Below are 16,595 nucleotides of genomic sequence, written 5' to 3' on the forward strand. Positions count from 1 at the left end.
CCATGACGAATCCCGCTCCCTCCTACACCGGCTCCGCCAGCGACGATGCCGTTCCCCCCGCGCGACGCAGCGTCGCCTGGTTCGCCGTCGCCGCCTTCGTCGCCGTGCTCGGCGGCGGCGCCTGGACCCTGGGCCACAAGGCCTCGGCCGCCACGCCCGAGGCCAAGGCGCCGCCGGTGCTGGTGACCACCGCGCCGGTGCAGGCGCAGGACGTGCAGGTCTACCGCGGCGGCATCGGCACCGTGGCCTCGATGGCCACCGTCACCGTCAAGGCGCGCATCGATGGTCAGCTCGACAGGATCGGCTTCGTCGAGGGCCAGGACGTGAAGGCCGGCCAGATGCTCGCGCAGCTCGACCCGCGCACCTTGCAGGCCCAGCTCGCGCAGGCCAGCGCCACCCAGGCGCGCGACCAGGCGCAGCTCGAGAACGCGCGCGCCGACCTCGCGCGCTACACCACGCTGATCGCGCAGGACGCGGCGACCAAGCAGCAGCTCGACACCCAGAAGGCGCTGGTCAGCCAGCTCGAGGCCACCGTCAAGACCGATGCCGCGCAGGTGCAGTTCGCGCAGGTGCAGCTGAGCTTCACGCGCATCGACGCGCCGATCGACGGCCGCGTGGGCGCGCGGCTGGTCGACCCCGGCAACATCGTGCATGCGGCCGACACCGGCGGGCTGGTGGTCATCAACCAGATCGACCCGATCGCGGTGCAGTTCACGCTGCCCGAGGACGCGGTGCAGGACATCAACCGGCTGCAGCCCAAGGGCGCGGCGCCGCTCTCGGTGGTGGCCTACGACCGCGCCGGCACGCAGCTGCTGGGCACGGGCAAGCTGATCCTGCTCAACAACCAGATCGACACCACCAACGGCACGGTGCAGCTCAAGGGCAGCTTCGCCAATCCTCAGCACACGCTGTGGCCCGGCCAGTACGTCAACGTGCGGCTGCAGCTCGACCGCCGCGCGGGCGCGCTGACCGTGCCGGCCGCGGCGGTGCAGCGCAGCCAGGACGGCACCTACGTCTGGGCCGTCGATGCCGAGAACAAGGCCGCCTCGGTGCCGGTGCACGTGGTGCAGATCGCCGACGGCACGGCCGTGCTCGACCAGGGCGTGGCCGCCGGCCAGCGCGTGGTGGTCGACGGCCAGTACAAGTTGCGGCCCGGCGCCACGGTGGCGGAGAACAAGACCGCGGCCAAGGCCGCGCCCCCGGCCGCCGCGGCCGGCGCCGGCAACGCGAGCGGGGTGCGCAATTGAGCATTTCCGCCGCCTTCATCAAGCGCCCGATCGGCACCACGCTGCTCGCGCTGGCCATCCTGCTGGTCGGCGCCGCCGTGTTCCCGCTGCTGCCGGTGGCGCCGCTGCCGCAGGTCGACTTCCCGACCATCCAGGTCTCGGCCAACCTGCCGGGCGCCAGTCCAGAGACCATGGCCTCGAACGTGGCGCAGCCGCTGGAGCGCCAGTTCTCGCTGATCGCGGGCCTGTCGCAGATGACCTCGACCAGCGGCCTGGGCAACACCCAGATCACGCTGCAGTTCGACCTCGACCGCAACATCGACGCCGCCGCGCTCGACGTGCAGGCGGCCATCAACGCCTCCACCGGCCAGCTGCCGGCCAACCTGCCGAGCCCGCCGACCTTCCGCAAGGTGAACCCGGCCGACTCGCCGATCCTGATCCTGTCGGTGCAGTCGAAGACGCTGCCGCTGACCGAGGTCAACGACTACGCCGACAACATCCTCGCGCAGCAGATCTCGCAGATATCGGGCGTGGGCCTGGTCAACATCGGCGGCGCGCAGAAGCCGGCCGTGCGCATCCAGGTCGACCCGGCCAAGCTCGCGGCGCTGGGCCTGAGCCTGGAGGACGTGCGCACCGTGCTGTCGTCGGCCACCGTCAACGCGCCCAAGGGCACGATCGACGGGCCGAACCAGAGCTTCACCGTCTACACCAACGACCAGCTGCTCAAGGCCCAGCCCTGGAACGACGTGGTGCTGGCCTACCGCAACGGCGCGCCGATCCGCGTGCGCGACCTCGGCGTAGCGGTCGACGGTCCCGAGAACGCGAAGATCGCGGGCTGGGCCTATGCCGGCGCCGCCGCGCCCGAGGGCAGCACGGTGCAGAACGGCCGCTCGATCGTGCTGGCCATCACCAAGCAGCCGGGCGCCAACGTGATCGAGACCGTGGACCGCATCAACGCCGCGCTGCCGCGGCTCAAGGCCTCGATCCCGCCGACGGTGGACGTCAACGCCATCATCGACCGCACCCAGACCATCCGCGCCTCGGTCAAGGACGTGGAGTTCACGCTGCTGCTGACCATCGCGCTGGTGGTGGCCGTGATCTTCGTGTTCCTGCGCAACGTGCCGGCCACGCTGATCCCCAGCGTGACGGTGCCGCTGGCGCTGCTGGGCACGGTGGCCGTGATGTACCTGCTGGGCTACAGCCTCGACAACCTCTCGCTGATGGCGCTGACCATCGCGGTCGGCTTCGTGGTCGACGACGCGATCGTGATGCTCGAGAACATCTACCGCTACGTCGAGGAGGGCATGGCGCCACTCGAGGCCGCCTACAAGGGGGCGGGCGAGATCGGCTTCACCATCGTCTCGATCTCGGTCTCGCTGATCGCGGTGTTCATCCCGCTGCTGCTGATGGGCGGCATCGTCGGGCGGCTGTTCCGCGAGTTCGCCGTCACCGTCACCCTGACCATCGTGGTGAGCGTGGTGATCTCGCTCACGCTCACGCCGATGCTGTGCTCGCGCTTCCTCAAGAACGAGCATGCGCGGCGCCATGGGCGGCTGTACCTGCTGTTCGAGCGCGGCTTCGATGCCATGCTCAATGGCTACAAGCGCGGGCTGCACGTGGTGCTCGACCACCAGTTCATCACCTTGATGGTGTTCATCGCCACCGTGGTGGCCACCGGCGCGCTGTTCGTGGTGATCCCGAAGGGCTTCTTCCCGCAGCAGGACACGGGCTTCATCTCGGGCTTCGCCGAGTCGGCGCAGGACGCCTCCTTCGCCTCGATGAATGCGCGCATGCTCGAGCTGGCCGACGTGGTGCGCAAGGACCCCGACGTGACCGGCTTCGGCATGAACGGCAGCTCGTCGACCTACAACACCGGCAACTTCTTCATCAGCCTCAAGCCCAAGGACGAGGGCCGCACCGCCAATGCCGACGAGATCATCGCGCGGCTGCGCCCGCAGCTCGCGAAGGTGCAGGGCGTGAACCTGTTCCTGCAGGCCGGGCAGGACATCCGCGTGGGCGGGCGCTCCTCGCGCACCCAGTACCAGTACACGCTGACCGACTCGAACCTCGACGAGCTCAACACCTGGGCGCCGCGCCTGCTGGCCAAGCTGCGCCAGGTGCCCGAGGTGACCGACCTGGCGACCGACCAGCAGAACGCCGCCGCCTCGGCCGTGCTGACCATCGACCGCGACCGCGCCTCGAGCTTCGGCATCTCGCCGGCCGCGATCGACGCCACGCTGTACGACGCCATCGGCCAGCGCCAGGTGGCGCAGTACTTCACGCAGCTCAACAGCTACCACGTGGTGCTCGAGGTGACGCCCGCGCTGCAGCAGGACCCGGCGCTGTTCAGCAAGCTCTACCTGAGCTCGCCGATCACCGGCCAGCAGGTGCCGCTGTCGACCTTCGTGAAGGTCGACACCAGCAAGACCGCCTACCTCTCGATCAGCCACCAGGGCCAGTTCCCGGCCGTGACGATCTCGTTCAACCTCGCGCCCGGCGCCTCGCTGGGCCAGGCGGTCGACGCGATCAAGGCCGCGCAGTCCGAGATGGGCATGCCGCAGTCGCTGACCGGTGCCTTCCAGGGCACGGCCCAGGCCTTCCAGGATTCGCTGGCCTCGCAGCCCTACCTGATCGCGGCGGCGCTGGTGGCGGTGTACATCGTGCTGGGCCTGCTCTACGAGAGCTACATCCATCCGCTGACGATCCTCTCGACCCTGCCCTCGGCCGGCGTGGGGGCGCTGCTGATCCTGATGGCGGGCGGCTACGACCTCAGCGTGATCGCGCTGATCGGCATCATCCTGCTGATCGGCATCGTCAAGAAGAACGGGATCATGATGATCGACTTCGCGCTCAAGGCCGAGCGCGAGCAGGGCATGAAGCCGCACGAGGCGATCTACCAGGCCTGCCTGCTGCGCTTCCGCCCGATCATGATGACCACCATGTGCGCGCTGCTCTCGGGCCTGCCGCTGATGCTGGGCCACGGCTCGGGCTCCGAGCTGCGCCGGCCGCTGGGCTACGCGATGGTCGGCGGGCTGGTACTCTCGCAGGCGCTCACGCTGTTCACCACGCCGGTGGTCTACCTCTACCTGGACCGCGCCCACTACTGGTACCTGCGCCGCAAGGAAGCGCGCCGGATCCGCAAGGGCGGCCAGGCCCCGGCGGCGGCCGAGGCGCATTGAGCACCGGAGACAACGCACCGCCTCGCACCGCAGCACGCCACGCCATGAAGATCCTGATCGTCGAAGACGAGTTGAGAACCGCCGACTACCTCTCGAAGGGGCTGACGGAGCAGGGCTGCGCGGTCGACATGGCGCACAACGGCATCGACGGCCAGCACCTGGCGCTCACGCACGACTACGACGTGATCGTGCTCGACGTGATGCTGCCGGGCCAGGACGGCTTCTCGGTGCTGCGCGGGCTGCGCGCCGTGAAGCAGACGCCGGTGATCATGCTGACCGCGCGCGATCGCGTGGAGGACCGCGTCAAGGGGCTGCACGAGGGCGCCGACGACTACTTGGTCAAGCCCTTCTCGTTCCTCGAGCTGCTGGCGCGGCTGCAGGCGCTGAACCGGCGCGGCCGCAAGCAGGAGCCGATGCAGCTGCGCATCGCCGACCTGCAGATCGACCTGCTCGCGCGCAAGGCCTTCCGCGGCGCCACCCGCATCGACCTCACGGCCAAGGAGTTCGCGCTGCTCGCGGTGCTGGCGCGGCGCCAGGGCGAGATCCTCTCGAAGACCGCCATCGCCGAGCTGGTGTGGGACATGAACTTCGACAGCAACACCAACGTGGTCGAGGTCGCGATCAAGCGGCTGCGCGACAAGATCGACGTGCCTTTCTCGCCCAAGCTGCTGCACACCATCCGCGGCATGGGCTACGTGATGGAGCTGCGCGAGGACGGCGCCACGCCATGAAGCGCTCGATCACCGCGCGGCTGGTGCTGATGTTCGCGGCGGCGGCGCTCGCCACCTTCGCGCTGATCGGCGCGGCGCTGCAGGGCGTGCTGCTGCGCGAGCTCGAGCGCCACCAGTACGAGGAGCTCGACACCACGGTCAAGAGCCTGCAGTTCTGGATCCAGGCCATCGGCACACCCGAGCGCTGGTCGCGCGTGCAGGCGCGCATGGACGCGCTGACGCCCGAGGACGGCAGCACCCGCTTCTGGGTGCTCAGTGACGATCCGCGCTTCCAGTACGGCAAGGGCATGGCCGAGATCGACGCGCTCACGCGCGAGACCGGCCGCAGCCTGCTGCTGCCCGGCGAGGAGAAGCCCTACCGCACGCTGTCGGCCCACATCCCGCCGTTCGAGCAGCGCCCGGCCGTGCGGCTGATCGTCGGCAAGAACACCGAGCCCTATGCGCGCACGCGCCGCACCTTCCTCACGGCGCTGGTGTCGCTGGGCCTGGGCGCGGTGCTCGTGGTGGCCGCCGCCGGCTACTGGATCGCGCGCGTCGGCCTGCGCCCGCTCGACCAGCTCTCGCGCGAGGCGCAGGCGCTGCGGCCCAAGATGCGCTCGCAGCGGCTGCGCTCGGGCGCGCTGCCGGTCGAGCTGTCGGGGCTGGCCGAGGCCTTCAACGGCGCGCTGGCGCGGCTCGAGGAGGCCTATGGCCAGCTCGAGGCCTTCAATGCCGACGTGGCGCACGAGCTGCGCACGCCGCTGGCCAACCTGATCGGCAGCACCCAGGTCGCGCTCTCGCGCCAGCGCAGCGCGCCGCAGTTCGAGGAGGTGCTGCAGGCCAACCTCGAGGACCTGGAGCGGCTGCGCTCGATCGTCAACGACATGCTGTTCCTCGCGCGCGCCGACCGCGGCGAGGTCGCCACCGGGCTGGTGCTGACGCCGGTGGCGCAGGAGGTGCGCAAGACCATCGAGTTCTTCGAGTTCGTGCTCGAGGAGAGCGGCGCGCGGGTCGAGATCGAGGGCGACGTGCTGGCCGAGGCGCAGCTCGAGACCGCGCTGTTCCGCCGCGCGATGTCGAACCTGCTGCAGAACGCGATCGAGCATTCCCCGCCGGGCGCGCGCATCGCGGTGCGGCTGCGCGAGACGCCCGCGGCGACCTGGATCGGCGTGTCTAATCCCGGCGCGCCGATCGCCGAGGCGCACCTGCAGCACCTGTTCGACCGCTTCTACCGCGTCGATGCCGCGCGCAACGACGGCGGCGAGCACCATGGCCACGGGCTCGGGCTGGCGATCGTGCGGGCCGTGGCCAGCATGCACGGCGGGCAGGTCGCCGCGGCCAGCGCGGACGGCGTGAATACCTTCGAATTCAGCGTCGCCCGGCCGGCGGCCTGAACCCGTCGCGCGGGGGCCGGCCATGACCCCCGAAACGCGCCGCAACCCGCATGGCCAATGGCCTCCCGGCGACAGGCCCTTGCGCCATGCCGCAGAATCCATGCCGCCCATGACCACGTTCGCACCCTCTTTCGCCATCACGGAGCCGTTGCCATGGCACAGCTGATGTCGCTGCTGGTGCAGAACGCGATCCTGGTGGTGTTCGCCGCCAGCTTCGCCGCCCGCCTGGGCCTGCCGGTGCCGGCGGCCGCGGTGCTGGTGGTCACCGGCGCGCTGCTCGCGGCCGGCGACATCTCGCTGGCCGGCGTGGTGCTCGCGGCGGTGGCGGCCAACCTGCTGGGCGACGGCGCCTGGTTCTATGCCGGCCGGCGCTTCGGCTACCGCTTCATGCGCCTCTTGTGCCGGATCTCGCTGGCGCCCGACTCCTGCGTGCGCCGCGGCGAATCGCTGATCGGCGACTGGGGCGGCCTGTCGCTGGTGGCCGCCAAGTTCGTGCCGGGCGTGTCGGTGGTGGCGCCGCCGATGGCGGGCGCGCTCGGCATGTCGGTGCCGCGCTTCATCGGCTTCGACATCGGCGCCGCGCTGATCTGGACCGGCCTGTTCCTCGGCCTGGGCTGGGGCTTCCGCAACCAGATCCAGGACGTGCTCGCGGTGATGGCGCAGGCCGGCGGCATCGCCACCATGGCCCTGGGCGTGCTGCTGGTCGTGTTCCTGGTGGTGCGCTGGTGGCGCCGCCGCGCCTTCATGCGGCTGACCGGCATGCCGCGCATCTCGGTCGACGAACTGCACGAGATGCTCGCGGGCGACGAGCCGCCGCTGGTGATCGACGTGCGCGGCGCGGCCGGCCAGCAGGTCGATCCGCGCCGCATCCCGGGTGCGCTGTCGTACACGCTCAAGGCGCTGCAGCAGCGCGGCCTCGACCTGTCGGCCGCGGCCGGGCGCGACGTGGTGCTGTACTGCAACTGCCCCAACGAGGTGTCGGCCGCGCAGGCCGCGCGCGTGCTGCTGGCGCGCGGTGCGCGGCGCGCGCTGCCGCTGACCGGCGGGCTCGATGCCTGGGTGGCCTCGGGCCGGCCGACTTCGCCGCACTGATCCTCATGCGCGGCGGGCGCGTGCCATGACCAAGACCCGCGTGCCCGCGCCTTCCATCGTCGCCGCGCTCGAGCGCGCGCTGGGCCCGGTCCATGGCTTCGTGCCGCTGGCCGAGGGCGAGGAATCGCAGGCCTTCGCCTTCCGCGCCGAGGGCCTGGGCAGCGCGGCCCAGGCCGAGCACGTGGTGCGCATCCACCGTTCGCGCGAGGGCTTCGACAAGGACGACTTCGCGGCGCGCCGCTTCGCGCGGCCGGGGCTGCCGGTGCCCGCGGTCACGGCCATCGGGCGCATCGAGGACCTGTCGTTCGACCAGAGCTTCGAGGGCCCGTTCTTCGGCAAGCCCTTCTATTGCGTGTCGCGGCGCCTGCCGGGCAGCACGCTGCAGGACCTGCCGATCGACATGCTGTCGCTGCTGGCCGAGCCGCTGGCGCGCACGCTCGACGACCTGGCCGCCAGCGACCTCGCGGGCACCACCGGCTTCGGCCGCTTCGACGCCAACGGCACCGGCGAGCATGCGAGCTGGCGCGCTTTCCTCGATGCGGTCGCCGAGCGCGACTGGAGCGCGGCGCGGCTCGATGCGCAGGCCCTGTGGCGCGTCGAGCGGCAACTGGCGATCGTGCGCGGCCTCGCGCCGTCCTGCCCCGAGGTCCGCCGGCTGGTGCACGGCGACTTCGGCTCGAACAACGTGCTGACCGACGGCCGCGAAATCACCGGCGTCATCGACTGGTCGGAGGCGCTGTTCGGCGATCCGCTCTACGACGTGGCCAACATCTTCTTCTGGCGCCCCTGGCTCGCCTGCATGGAGCAGCAGGCGCGCCACTTCGAGCAGGCCCTGCCGGCCGACCCCGGCACGGCCGAGCGGCTGCGCTGCTACCAGCTCCACATCGGCCTGCGGCAGATCCACGACTGCGCGCTGGCCGGCGAGGCCGAGGACCTGCTGTGGGCGCTCGAGCGCAACGCCCGGATCGCCGGCCAGGCCTGAGCCGGGGCCGCTGGCGGGGGCGGTGGTAGTCTTCGCGCCCGAGATGAACCTGCGCACCAAGATCGTGGCCCTGGCCGTCGCACCGCTGCTGGTGGCGCTGGTGCTGGTCGCGCTCGCCGTGCGGCACCAGGAACACGACCTCGCGCAGCGCGAGCGCGCGCTGATCGAGCAGAGCTACATGACCCAGCGGCGCAACGAGCTGCGCAGCTATGTCGATCTCGCGATCAGCATCGTCAAGCCGCTGTACGACGCCGGCCAGGACGACGAGGCCACGCGTGCCGAGGCGCTGCGCCGGCTGGCCGCGCTCGACTACGGCGACGACGGCTACTTCTTCGTCTACGACCTGCAGGGCCGCTCGCTGATGCACTCGCGCCAGCCCGACCTCGTGGGCCAGGACCTCTGGGGGCTCAAGGATTCGAGCGGCCGCTTCACGATCCAGGACCTGATCGCGCGCGCGAAGGAGGGCGGCGGCTATGTCGAATACGAATGGCGCAAGCCCTCGAGCACGCAGCGCGCGCCCAAGCTCGGCTACGTGGTGGCGCTGCCGCGCTGGAACTGGATGGTCGGCACCGGCCTGTACCTCGACGACATGGAAGCCACCGTGCAGTCGCTCGACCGCCAGATCAGCGCCAACGTCACGACCACCCTGCTGTGGATCGCCGGCATCGCCGCGCTGTGCCTGGGCGTAGTCAGCGCCGGCGGCCTGCTGCTCAACCTCAGCGAGCACCGCGTGGCCGAGGCCAAGCTGCGCCTGCTCGCGCGCCGCGTGGTGCAGTCGCAGGAGGAGGAGCGCGGCCATCTCGCGCGCGAGCTGCACGACGGCACCAGCCAGACCCTGGTGTCGGCCAAGCTGCTGATCGAGTCGGCCGTCGATGCGCTCGACCGCGCGCAACATCCCGCGCCGCCCGCGCTGGGCAAGGCGCTGCAGCGGCTCAACGATTCGCTGACCGAGGTGCGCCGCATCTCGCACCGGCTGCGTCCCGCGCTGCTCGACACGCTGGGCCTGCCGGCCGCGCTCGAGCGGCTGGTCGACGAATTCGGCGAGGAGGGGCAGGGCTCGACCGCCGCCTCGCTGATGGTCGAGGGCGAGCCCTTCGAACTCTCGCAGGAAGTGAAGACCGCGCTGTTCCGCACCACGCAGGAGGCGCTGACCAACGTGCGCAAGCATGCGCTCGCGCACGAGGTGCACATCGCGCTGGCCTTCGGCGAGCGCGAGGTGCGGCTCGAGGTCGGCGACGACGGCATCGGCTTCGACGTCGATGCCGTGCAGCTCGACCCGCGGCGCGGCATCGGCCTGCGCAACATGCGCGAACGCGTGGCCTCGATCGATGGGCAGCTCGTGGTGCGCTCGGGCAGCGGACGCACGCGCATCGTCGCGATCGTGCCCGCGGCGGCCGCGCGGGCCGTGGGCGGCGCCTCGGGCTGATCGAACCGCGCAACCCCTTCCTTCATCCACCCCAACGAATGCCCCGACGATGACGACCGCCAAGGCCCGCACCCCGGCTCCGATCCGCATCTTCCTGGTGGACGACCATCCGCTGGTGCGCGACGGCCTGCGCGCGCGGCTCGGCGCGCTGCCCGGGCTGGAGATCGCGGGCGAGGCCGGCAGCGCAGCCGAGGCGCTCGCGCAGATGGACAGCGTGCGGCCCGACCTGCTGCTGGTCGACATCGGCATGAAGGACATGAACGGCATCGAGCTGGCCGCGCTGCTGCTCGAGCGCGAGCCCGCGCCGCACGTCGTGATGCTCAGCATGTACGACAACCCCGAGTACGTGCAGCGCGCGCTGCAGGCCGGCGCGCATGGCTACGTGCTGAAGGACGCGCCGGCGTCGGAGATCGTCGCGGCCATCGAGGCCGTGTCCGCGGGCGGTACCTTCCTGAGCCCGGCCGTGTCGAAGAAGCTGTTCCGCAACCAGACGCCGCGCCCGCTGCTCACGCCGCGCGAGAGCGAGATCCTCGCGGCGCTGGGCCGCGGCGAATCGAGCAAGCAGATCGCGCGCGACCTCGGCCTGAGCGTGCGCACGGTCGAGGCGCACCGCCAGAGCATCAAGCGGCGGCTCGGGATCGAGGGGCAGGCCGAGCTGATCAAGTATGCGGTGGAGCATGCGAGGGAGTTCGAGCGGCGCTGAATGCGCCGCAAAAGTTCCCGTCTGCACGCAGTTGGCGCGAACTTCGGAGTTTCCGAACGAAACGGACGTAAACGAATGAGCGCCGGCCTCGCGCCGACCGCACAACCTGCCTCCGCATGAGGTAGAACCGCAGCCTCGCCGCGCGGCGACGGATCGCTCCGAAGCCGTGCATCGTTCACGCTGCCTCGCTTTCGCGTGCGTGCCGGCCGAAGGCCGGCGTAGCGCCCGTTAAATTCGAGCCGGTGCGTCCCCGCCGCTTCGCTGCGCGGGGGCGTCACCGAAATGTCATCCATCCACAAGGAATCACTCGTTTTGAACAAGACCGACCTCATTGCCGCCATTGCCAACGACACCAGCCTGAGCAAGGCCGACGCCGCCCGCGCCCTCGACGCGGCGCTCGACAACCTCTCGCGCGCGCTCGCCGGCGGCGACACGGTGCAACTGATCGGCTTCGGCACCTTCGCGGTGACCAGCCGTCCCGAGCGCACGGGCCGCAATCCGTCGACCGGCCAGCCCCTGACGATCAAGGCCAGCAAGGCCCCCAAGTTCACCGCCGGCAAGGCGCTGAAGGACGTGGTGAACGGCGTGGCGCAGCAGGCCTGATCCCGTGCTTCGCGGCGCGCGGTTCACGCGCGCTGCACCCCAGCCCTCCGCGGGCCCGCGCATCCGATGCGCGTGGAACGCGGAGGGTTTGCTTTTGGCGCGCGGGCATTCGCGCTAGAGTGCGCGCACGTTCACAAGACCCGTCCATCGACATGCACGACGCACGCGCGCACGACCCCGGCCACCGCATCCCGACGCAACTGCATCGGTTCCTTGCCGCCGGGGCCTGCGCGGTGGCGATCCTGGCCGCGGGCTGCGCGAGCCGGCCCCCGTCGACCTCTTCGCCATCGATTCCCGCGGTGCGCAGCTCGCCGCTGAGCGACGAGCAGTCGAACAGCATCGCGATCCATGCGCTGGGGCTGGTCGGCACGCCGTACCGCTACGGCGGCAACACGCCCGATGGCGGCTTCGATTGCAGCGGCCTGATCGGCTACGTCTACCGCGAGAGCGTGGGGCAGTCGACGCCGCGCACGGTGGCGCGCATGGCCTCGTTCGGGCAGGGCGTGCCGGCCTCCGAGATGCGCACCGGCGACCTCGTGATCTTCGGCGCGGGCACGCCGACGCATGCGGGCATCTACGTGGGTGCGAACCGCTTCGTGCATGCGCCCTCGACGGGTGGCGAGGTCAGGCTCGACCGGCTCGACGGCATCTACTGGTCGCGCCAGCCGGTGCAGGTGCGGCGGCCCGGCTGAGCCGCGCGCTCACTCCTCGGCCTCGCGTCTCGCGCGCTGCTTGCGCCGGCGCCAGTCGGCCTGTTCGTCGTCCTCGGCCCAGCGCGCGAGCAGCGCGGCACGGGCCGTGCCGTGGGTCGCGCGCAGGGCCGCGGCATCGTCGCGGGTCAGGGGCAGCCAGTCGTTCGCCTGCATGAGGTAGAGCCACTGCGCGCCGCAATGGCTGCACGACGCGAGCCGCAGTTCGTGCCTGCCGGCGTGCCCGAGCAGCGCCTGCGTGCCCAGCGCGGGCGTGCCGCAGCAGGTCCACAGCAGCGTCATGTCGGGACGGGCCCGCACCTGGCCGGCCCAGGCCGCGGCGCGGTGCCACAGGGCGTTGTTCGTGTTCATGCGCGTGCTCGCAGTGCTGGCATCGGAAATGCATCGAGTATGGAAAGCCGCGCATAAAAACGGCGTCGAATGCGCGGCGGGGTGCATCAAGAAGCCGTAAACGCCGCCGATCGCGCGGCCCTCGGGTTTTCCATTACGCAAAGCCACGCGCTTCGCCCGCGCGGTGCGACGGATGGCAGCGCGCGCGCATCCGGCAAGACTCCCGGGGTTCGACAAATCCGAGGAGACAAAGCATGCAGAGCATCCGCCGCCACCTGGTGTGGCTCGTCATCGCGGTGTTCGGCGCCTTCGCGCTGGGCACCGTGGCCCTGAGCCGTGGGGAAACGATCAACGCGATCTGGGTGGTCGCCGCCGCGATCTGCACCTACCTGATCGCCTACCGCTACTACAGCCTGTTCATCGCCGACAAGGTGCTGGGCCTGGACGGCAACCGCAAGACGCCGGCGCACCGCCACAACGACGGCCTGGACTACGTGCCGACCGACAAGAACGTGCTGTTCGGCCACCACTTCGCGGCCATCGCGGGCGCGGGCCCGCTGGTGGGGCCGGTGCTGGCGGCGCAGATGGGCTATCTGCCCGGACTGCTGTGGGTGCTCGCGGGCGTGGTGTTCGCGGGCGCGGTGCAGGACTTCATCGTGCTGTTCATCTCCACGCGCCGCGACGGCCGCTCGCTCGGCGACCTGGTCAAGCAGGAGATGGGCGTGGTGCCCGGCATGATCGCGCTGTTCGGCACCTTCATGATCATGATCATCATCCTCGCGGTGCTGGCGCTGATCGTGGTGAAGGCGCTGGCCGAATCGCCGTGGGGCACCTTCACGGTGGCGGCGACGATTCCGGTGGCGGTCTTCATGGGCCTCTACCTGCGCTACATCCGCCCGGGCCGCATCGGCGAGGTGTCGATCATCGGCTTCGTGCTGCTGATGCTCGCGATCTTCGGTGGCCAGTGGGTCAGCCAGGACCCGGTCTGGGGCCCGGCCTTCACCTTCGACGGCAAGGCGCTGACCTGGATGCTCGTGGGCTACGGCTTCGTCGCCGCGAGCCTGCCGGTGTGGCTGCTGCTCGCGCCGCGCGACTACCTGTCGACCTTCCTGAAGATCGGCACCATCATCGCGCTGGCGATCGGCATCGTGGTGGTGGCGCCCACGCTGCAGATGCCCGCGGTGACGCAGTTCGCGCAGGGCAACGGCCCGGTGTGGTCGGGCAACCTGTTCCCGTTCCTGTTCATCACCATCGCCTGCGGCGCGGTGTCGGGCTTCCATGCGCTGATCTCCTCGGGCACCACGCCCAAGATGCTCGACAACGAGCGCCATGCGCGCTTCATCGGCTACGGCGGCATGCTGGCCGAGTCCTTCGTCGCCGTGATGGCGCTGGTGGCGGCCTCGTGCATCGAGCCCGGCATCTACTTCGCGATGAACAGCCCCGGTGCCCTGATCGGCACCACGGTGCAGCAGGCGGCGCAGACCATTTCGGGCTGGGGCTTCGTGGTCACGCCCGAGATGCTGCTGCAGACCGCCAAGGACGTGGGCGAGACCACCATCCTGGGCCGCGCCGGCGGCGCGCCCACGCTCGCGGTCGGCATGGCGCACATCCTGCACCAGGTGATCGGCGGCCAGGCCATGATGGCTTTCTGGTACCACTTCGCGATCCTGTTCGAGGCGCTCTTCATCCTCACGGCGGTCGATGCCGGCACGCGCGCGGGCCGCTTCATGCTGCAGGACCTGCTGGGCAGCTTCGTGCCCGCGCTCAAGCGCACCGACTCGCTGCCGGCCAACCTGGTCGCGACCGCGCTGTGCGTGGCGGCCTGGGGCTACTTCCTCTACCAGGGCGTGGTCGATCCGCTGGGCGGCATCAACACGCTGTGGCCGCTGTTCGGCATCTCGAACCAGATGCTGGCCGCGGTGGCGCTGCTGCTCGGCGTGGTGGTGCTGTTCCGCATGAAGCGCGAGCGCTATGCCTGGGTGGCGGCGGCGCCGGCCGTGTGGCTTCTGGCCTGCACGCTGACCGCGGGCTGGCAGAAGATCTTCTCGAGCGATCCGAAGATCGGCTTCCTCTCGCATGCGGCGAAGTACAGCGAAGGCCTGGCCAACGGCGTGCTGGTGGCCCCGGCCAAGACCACGGCGGCGATGGAGCGCATCGTCTTCAACGACCGGCTCGATGCCGCGCTGTGCGCGCTGTTCATGTTCGTGGTGCTCAGCGTGCTGGTCTACAGCATCAAGGCCTGCATCGCGGCGCGCGCGGCCAACCGGCCGACCGCGCACGAGACCCCGTTCGAGCCGATGGGCGGCGCGGTGGCGGCGCGCGGCGCGCACTGAGTGCGCGAACCGCAAGGGAACGCACGATGCCCATCGATGAAGCGCTCGCCACCACGGAAGGCCGCGGCCTCGCGGACACCGGGCGCTACATCGCGCGCTCGATCCGGCAGTCGCTGCGGCTGATGGTCGGGCTGCCCGACTACGACGTCTACCTGAGCCACATGGCGGCCACGCATCCCGACCGGCCGCCGATGAGCTACGAGGCCTTCTTCCGCGAACGGCTCGAGGCGCGCTACGGCGCGGGCAAGGGGCGCTGCTGTTGAGCTGGGCGAGAATGGTCCGCTGACGATCACCACGCTTCCGAAGGAAGCGTTTTTTCATTCATGCAAGAAGAGTTGGAGACGGCGATCGGCCTGCTGAACGCAAGCCGGCGCGTCGTCGTTTTTTCCGGCGCGGGGCTGTCCCGCGCCTCGGGCATCCCGACCTACCGGGACGCCGATGGGCTGTGGATGCAGCAGAACGCGATCCAGTTCTCGCATGCGGAGGACCTGGCGCGCGACCCGGCGGGCTTCACGAAGTTCTGGGGGCAGCGGCTGGCTGTGATCGAGGAGGCTGTTCCGAATTCGGGGCATCGGGCGCTGGCTGCGTTGCAGCGGTTGCGGCCGGCTACGCGGTTGATCACGCAGAACGTCGATGGGCTGCTGACGCAGGCGGGATGCGTGGACGTGCTGGAGCTGCATGGGAATTTGCGGCGGTGGCGGTGTGATCGGTGTGGGAATCGGCATGGGCCCTGGCCGTTTCATCGCTGCCTGCGGTGTGGGGGGCATGCGCGGCCGGATGTGGTGATGTTTGGGGAGATGCTGAATCCGGGGGTGTTGATGGATGCGCAGGAGGCTTCGGTGGACTGCGATCTGTTCGTGCTGGTCGGGAGTACGGCTGTGGTTTATCCGGCGGCGGATTTGCCTGTGTTGGCGATGGGGCACGGGGCTGCTTTGATCACGCTGAATCTTGAGCCTGTTGGGCATCTGGATGATCGGGCGCGTGTTGTGTTGAGAGGGGCTTCTGAGGTCTTGCTGCCTTTGATGGTGGATGGGTTGAGGGTGGGATGAGATTGCAGGCCGGGTCTCGCCCCGGCGGGCGAGTCACTTTCTTTTGCTTCGCCAAAAGAAAGTAACCAAAGAAAAGGCGACCCCACTGTCTGCGACCCTTCGCTTCGCTACGGGCAACCTGCGGTGCTCGCGTTTCGCGGGGTCTCGCAGAACTCGCTTCGCTCAAACAGCTGCGAGCCCTGATCCGCGAAACGCTGCGCTCCTCGGCGCAGCCAGAGGGGAGTGATTCGGGCCTTTGCTTCGCTCGGCCTTGCAATGCCGCTCGGGCCATCGCTTCGCTCGGCCTCTTGTCCCCTCTCCCTCTGGGAGAGGGTCAGGGTGAGGGCTCCGGGCCTCGCAACTGGACCGGGCCCGTCCATCGCCGCATTCGCGCGGCGCTACGACGCGGCAGGAAAGCGGTGGTACATGAAGTACTTGCTGTCCTGCTCCCAGCCTTGCCGTTCATAGAGCTGCTGCGCCGACACGTTCTCGCGCGCGACGTTCAGCGAGATGCGCGCGGCCCCCAGTGACCACGCATACGACTCGACAGCCGCGAGCAGGCGCGAGGCGACGCCCTGGCGGCGCCCGGCCGCGGCGACGAACAGGTCGTTGAGGATGAACACGCGCGTGAGCGAGACCGACGAGAAGATCGGGTAGAGCTGCGCGAAGCCCACGGGCACGGTGCCGTCGTGGCAGAGGAAGACGACCGACTCGCCATGGTCGAGGCGCTCGCGCAGGAAGGCGCGTGCGGCGGGAAGGTCGCCGGGCTGGCCCTGGAACTGGCGGTACTGATCGAACAGCGCGGCCAGTGCATCGAGGTCGGCCATCACGGCCTGGCGGACGGAGATCGTGGTCATGGGGCTGTCGGATGAGATGAAG

At 70.1% G+C, this 16,595-nt stretch carries 15 protein-coding genes; 13 read left to right on the forward strand and 2 right to left on the reverse strand.

All coding sequences use genetic code 11. The annotated features are described in order from the left end of the window. Positions 1 to 2: 2 nt before the first annotated feature. The 10 genes from AC07RV_RS24395 to AC07RV_RS24440 all read left to right on the forward strand — a co-directional run bounded on the left by AC07RV_RS24395 (position 3) and on the right by AC07RV_RS24440 (position 12,007). Positions 3 to 1,247: an efflux RND transporter periplasmic adaptor subunit gene (locus AC07RV_RS24395; RefSeq protein WP_296787103.1), complete on the forward strand. Its 1,245-nt coding sequence runs from the start codon at positions 3 to 5 to the stop codon at positions 1,245 to 1,247. Further along, positions 1,244 to 4,405: an efflux RND transporter permease subunit gene (locus AC07RV_RS24400; RefSeq protein WP_296787101.1), complete on the forward strand. Its 3,162-nt coding sequence runs from the start codon at positions 1,244 to 1,246 to the stop codon at positions 4,403 to 4,405. Before AC07RV_RS24395 ends, AC07RV_RS24400 begins: the two co-directional genes overlap by 4 nt. Positions 4,406 to 4,449: 44 nt before the next feature. Continuing rightward, complete coding sequence (locus AC07RV_RS24405) at positions 4,450 to 5,136, forward strand: heavy metal response regulator transcription factor (RefSeq protein ID WP_057597212.1); 687 nt, start codon at positions 4,450 to 4,452, stop codon at positions 5,134 to 5,136. Beyond that, entirely contained in the window at positions 5,133 to 6,509 is a 1,377-nt protein-coding gene (locus AC07RV_RS24410) for a heavy metal sensor histidine kinase (protein WP_296787099.1), read from the forward strand. Before AC07RV_RS24405 ends, AC07RV_RS24410 begins: the two co-directional genes overlap by 4 nt. Positions 6,510 to 6,662: 153 nt before the next feature. After that, positions 6,663 to 7,601 (forward strand): DedA family protein/thiosulfate sulfurtransferase GlpE, encoded by a 939-nt coding sequence (locus AC07RV_RS24415; RefSeq protein ID WP_296787097.1) that lies wholly within the window; start codon positions 6,663 to 6,665, stop codon positions 7,599 to 7,601. 25 nt (positions 7,602 to 7,626) lie between these two features. Then, a complete protein-coding gene (locus AC07RV_RS24420) occupies positions 7,627 to 8,583 on the forward strand; it encodes a phosphotransferase family protein (protein WP_296787095.1) in 957 nt (318 codons plus the stop codon). A gap of 43 nt (positions 8,584 to 8,626) precedes the next feature. Then, a complete protein-coding gene (locus AC07RV_RS24425; protein ID WP_177239237.1) occupies positions 8,627 to 10,009 on the forward strand; it encodes a cache domain-containing protein in 1,383 nt (460 codons plus the stop codon). Between the two features lie 49 nt (positions 10,010 to 10,058). Beyond that, positions 10,059 to 10,712: a response regulator gene (locus AC07RV_RS24430; protein ID WP_093340682.1), complete on the forward strand. Its 654-nt coding sequence runs from the start codon at positions 10,059 to 10,061 to the stop codon at positions 10,710 to 10,712. Between the two features lie 312 nt (positions 10,713 to 11,024). Then, positions 11,025 to 11,315, forward strand: a complete 291-nt coding sequence (locus AC07RV_RS24435; protein ID WP_093340680.1) for an HU family DNA-binding protein — start codon at positions 11,025 to 11,027, stop codon at positions 11,313 to 11,315. 152 nt (positions 11,316 to 11,467) lie between these two features. Continuing rightward, complete coding sequence (locus AC07RV_RS24440) at positions 11,468 to 12,007, forward strand: C40 family peptidase (RefSeq protein WP_296787089.1); 540 nt, start codon at positions 11,468 to 11,470, stop codon at positions 12,005 to 12,007. Positions 12,008 to 12,016: 9 nt separating this feature from the next. Here the strand turns inward: AC07RV_RS24440 and AC07RV_RS24445 are convergent, their stop codons facing one another. Next, complete coding sequence (locus tag AC07RV_RS24445) at positions 12,017 to 12,376, reverse strand: hypothetical protein (protein ID WP_296787086.1); 360 nt, start codon at positions 12,374 to 12,376, stop codon at positions 12,017 to 12,019. 233 nt (positions 12,377 to 12,609) lie between these two features. On the opposite strand from AC07RV_RS24445, the gene AC07RV_RS24450 reads away from it, so the two are divergent. The 3 genes from AC07RV_RS24450 to AC07RV_RS24460 are packed head-to-tail and all read left to right on the forward strand — an operon-like array spanning position 12,610 to position 15,737. After that, entirely contained in the window at positions 12,610 to 14,688 is a 2,079-nt protein-coding gene (locus AC07RV_RS24450; protein ID WP_296787083.1) for a carbon starvation CstA family protein, read from the forward strand. Positions 14,689 to 14,714: 26 nt separating this feature from the next. Then, a complete protein-coding gene (locus tag AC07RV_RS24455; protein ID WP_093340672.1) occupies positions 14,715 to 14,951 on the forward strand; it encodes a YbdD/YjiX family protein in 237 nt (78 codons plus the stop codon). Positions 14,952 to 15,011: 60 nt separating this feature from the next. Then, positions 15,012 to 15,737, forward strand: a complete 726-nt coding sequence (locus AC07RV_RS24460) for an SIR2 family NAD-dependent protein deacylase (protein ID WP_296787080.1) — start codon at positions 15,012 to 15,014, stop codon at positions 15,735 to 15,737. A 377-nt stretch (positions 15,738 to 16,114) separates the two neighbouring features. Here AC07RV_RS24460 and AC07RV_RS24465 read toward each other — a convergent pair whose 3' ends face one another. Next, positions 16,115 to 16,573 (reverse strand): GNAT family N-acetyltransferase, encoded by a 459-nt coding sequence (locus tag AC07RV_RS24465; RefSeq protein WP_296787076.1) that lies wholly within the window; start codon positions 16,571 to 16,573, stop codon positions 16,115 to 16,117. Positions 16,574 to 16,595: the final 22 nt, after the last annotated feature.

This window comes from Variovorax sp. GW821-FHT09B01, from assembly GCF_059418345.1.

What these genes read in the sequence shown, in the direction of transcription:
- AC07RV_RS24395 (WP_296787103.1), top strand. Translation starts at nt 3, where the DNA reads ATGACGAATCCCGCTCCCTCCTACACCGGCTCCGCCAGCGACGATGCC.
- AC07RV_RS24405 (WP_057597212.1), top strand. Translation starts at nt 4,450, where the DNA reads ATGAAGATCCTGATCGTCGAAGACGAGTTGAGAACCGCCGACTACCTC.
- AC07RV_RS24410 (WP_296787099.1), top strand. Translation starts at nt 5,133, where the DNA reads ATGAAGCGCTCGATCACCGCGCGGCTGGTGCTGATGTTCGCGGCGGCG.
- AC07RV_RS24415 (WP_296787097.1), top strand. Translation starts at nt 6,663, where the DNA reads ATGGCACAGCTGATGTCGCTGCTGGTGCAGAACGCGATCCTGGTGGTG.
- AC07RV_RS24420 (WP_296787095.1), top strand. Translation starts at nt 7,627, where the DNA reads ATGACCAAGACCCGCGTGCCCGCGCCTTCCATCGTCGCCGCGCTCGAG.
- AC07RV_RS24425 (WP_177239237.1), top strand. Translation starts at nt 8,627, where the DNA reads ATGAACCTGCGCACCAAGATCGTGGCCCTGGCCGTCGCACCGCTGCTG.
- AC07RV_RS24430 (WP_093340682.1), top strand. Translation starts at nt 10,059, where the DNA reads ATGACGACCGCCAAGGCCCGCACCCCGGCTCCGATCCGCATCTTCCTG.
- AC07RV_RS24440 (WP_296787089.1), top strand. Translation starts at nt 11,468, where the DNA reads ATGCACGACGCACGCGCGCACGACCCCGGCCACCGCATCCCGACGCAA.
- AC07RV_RS24445 (WP_296787086.1), bottom strand. Translation starts at nt 12,376, where the DNA reads ATGAACACGAACAACGCCCTGTGGCACCGCGCCGCGGCCTGGGCCGGC.
- AC07RV_RS24450 (WP_296787083.1), top strand. Translation starts at nt 12,610, where the DNA reads ATGCAGAGCATCCGCCGCCACCTGGTGTGGCTCGTCATCGCGGTGTTC.
- AC07RV_RS24455 (WP_093340672.1), top strand. Translation starts at nt 14,715, where the DNA reads ATGCCCATCGATGAAGCGCTCGCCACCACGGAAGGCCGCGGCCTCGCG.
- AC07RV_RS24460 (WP_296787080.1), top strand. Translation starts at nt 15,012, where the DNA reads ATGCAAGAAGAGTTGGAGACGGCGATCGGCCTGCTGAACGCAAGCCGG.
- AC07RV_RS24465 (WP_296787076.1), bottom strand. Translation starts at nt 16,573, where the DNA reads ATGACCACGATCTCCGTCCGCCAGGCCGTGATGGCCGACCTCGATGCA.